This is a genomic window from Mesorhizobium sp. M7A.F.Ca.CA.001.08.2.1 (assembly GCF_003998455.1).
GTDB classification, from domain to species: domain Bacteria; phylum Pseudomonadota; class Alphaproteobacteria; order Rhizobiales; family Rhizobiaceae; genus Mesorhizobium; species Mesorhizobium ciceri.
This window is the reverse complement of record NZ_RZPW01000967.1, coordinates 1-1,969: the sequence shown is the minus strand read 5'-3', so window position 1 is coordinate 1,969 and position 1,969 is coordinate 1. Positions and strand designations below refer to the sequence as shown.

The window sequence follows — 1,969 nt, the reverse complement described above, 5'->3', positions numbered from 1 at the left end:
TCGCAGTTCGGGCCGGGGAAGAACTCCGCGCCGACGAACGGGGTCATGGACGGCTGGCTGGCAAGGTTGCGCGCAACACGAAAGCCGGCGCGAAGCGACTGCCAGTCGCGCTGCGAGGACAGGAAATTCTGATGGATCAGGGGCGCGGCGACCGGATCGCTCGACGCCAGCTTGACGCTGCCGCGGCTCTCCGGCTGCACCGCAACGATACGGGTCGCAAAGCCGTCGGCGAACGGCGCCTTGAACGGCGACATGTAAGGCCATGCCCCAAGCGGCGCGGCGGTGAAAAGCAGCTGTACGTCCGGCAACGGCCGGCTTGCGTCGCTCTTCAGGAATGCCACGACGCCGCCAGGCACATCTCCCGAAAAGCCCTTTCCGGTGAGATAAGTCTTGACGAAATCCAGCCCGATACGATCGGCCCGCATCATCTTGAGAAACGGTCCAGGCTGTTTGCGCCGATACATCACGATAACCGAAACGTGGTCCTGCAGATTCTTGCCGACTTGCGCACGATCGACCTTCGTCTCGATGCCATGCGCCGCCAGCTCGCCGCTGTCGCCTATGCCTGACAGCATCATCAGCTGCGGCGTGTTGATGACGCCGCCGGCAAGCAGAACTTCGCGCCGCGCCAGAACTTCATGGCTCGCCCCGCCTCTGGTGTAGGCAATGCCGGCTGCGCGGCCATCCCTGAGCAGGATCTTCGTCGCCATCGCGCCGGTCAGCACCTTGACATTGCCGCGCCGCATGGCGGGCCGCAGATAGGCGGTTGCGGTCGAGCAGCGGCGGCCGTTGGCAATTGTCATCTGCAGCCGGCCGAAGCCTTCCTGTATGGCGCCGTTATAGTCATCGGTCTGCGGGTATCCGGCATCACGGCTGGCTGTGGCGAAGGCATCGATCAGTTCGTCCTTGTAGCGGCAGAACTGGGTGTTCAGCGGCCCGCCGCCGCCACGGTACCGGCTTTCGCCCGCTTCCCAGCGCTCCTGCTTCTTGAAGTAGGGCAGCACCTTGTCGAACGACCAGTCCGTCAGGCCGCTTGCCGCCCAGCGATCGTAGTCGCCGCGATTGCCGCGCACATAAGCCATGGCGTTGGTGGAGGAAGAGCCGCCGATGACCTTGCCGCGCGCGCATTCGACCTTGCGGCCGCCGACATTGGCCTCGGGCTCGCAGAAATACATCCAGTCGTGGCGGCGCTCCGTCAGTATCTTGCCCCAGCCGAGCGGGATGTGGATCATCGGATCGCGGTCCCAATCCCCCGCCTCCAACAAAAGCACCGACACGGCGGGGTCTTCGCTCAGCCGGTTCGCCAGCACGCAGCCGGCCGATCCCGCACCGACAATGACGTAGTCAAAGGTTTCGCCAGCCGGCATGCGTGATCCTCGGGAGAAAGACGTCTGCCGCGATGGCAACCGTCGACATGGGCAGTCAACCATCGCGCAACTGGTGTTGTCAACCATTGCGTACAGTTGTAGATTGGTTGAATTGGTTGAGTGCCGTCGAACAGGTTTTCGTGTCACAATATGATGTCGGGACGTTGAGTCGGCGGTCTGCCGATCGGACAGGAGATTTGGTTTTGAGCGCATTCGAGCCGCAGGTCGGACCATCTGATCTCGACGACATCATCGCTGCGGTCCGCCAGTTGCAGCAGGGCGGCGGCAAGCTTCCGTCCGAGCGCGATCTTGCGGAACATCTGAGCGTCAAGCGCCATCAGCTTCGCAAGGCGCTTGAAGTGCTGCGCCTTTCGGGCGACCTCAAACCGGCGCGAGCCAGGCGGGCGCCGACCGCCCTTCCGAGATATGGCGAGGAACTGGTCAGGGTAACCAATCCGATCGAGGTCCTGGAATTGCGCCTGATCATGGAGCCGGGCCTTGCCCGACTGGCGTCGCTGCGCGCCTCCTCTTTCGAGACGGCGCGGATCCTCGACGCGGCAACCACGCCGGAGAACGCCCCGTCGGGTGAGGTCGATTTCGCT

1 protein-coding gene and 1 pseudogene are annotated in these 1,969 nt (G+C 63.7%); one reads left to right on the top strand and one right to left on the bottom strand.

Going from position 1 to position 1,969, the window contains the following annotated elements:
• On the bottom strand, positions 1-1,367 hold a 1,367-nt coding region (locus tag EN914_RS33605), incomplete at its 3' end, for a GMC family oxidoreductase (RefSeq protein ID WP_127389588.1).
• A 203-nt stretch (positions 1,368-1,570) separates the two neighbouring features.
• Between EN914_RS33605 and EN914_RS33600 the strand changes: the two are divergent.
• Positions 1,571-1,969, top strand: a pseudogene (locus EN914_RS33600) (GntR family transcriptional regulator); the annotation flags it as partial.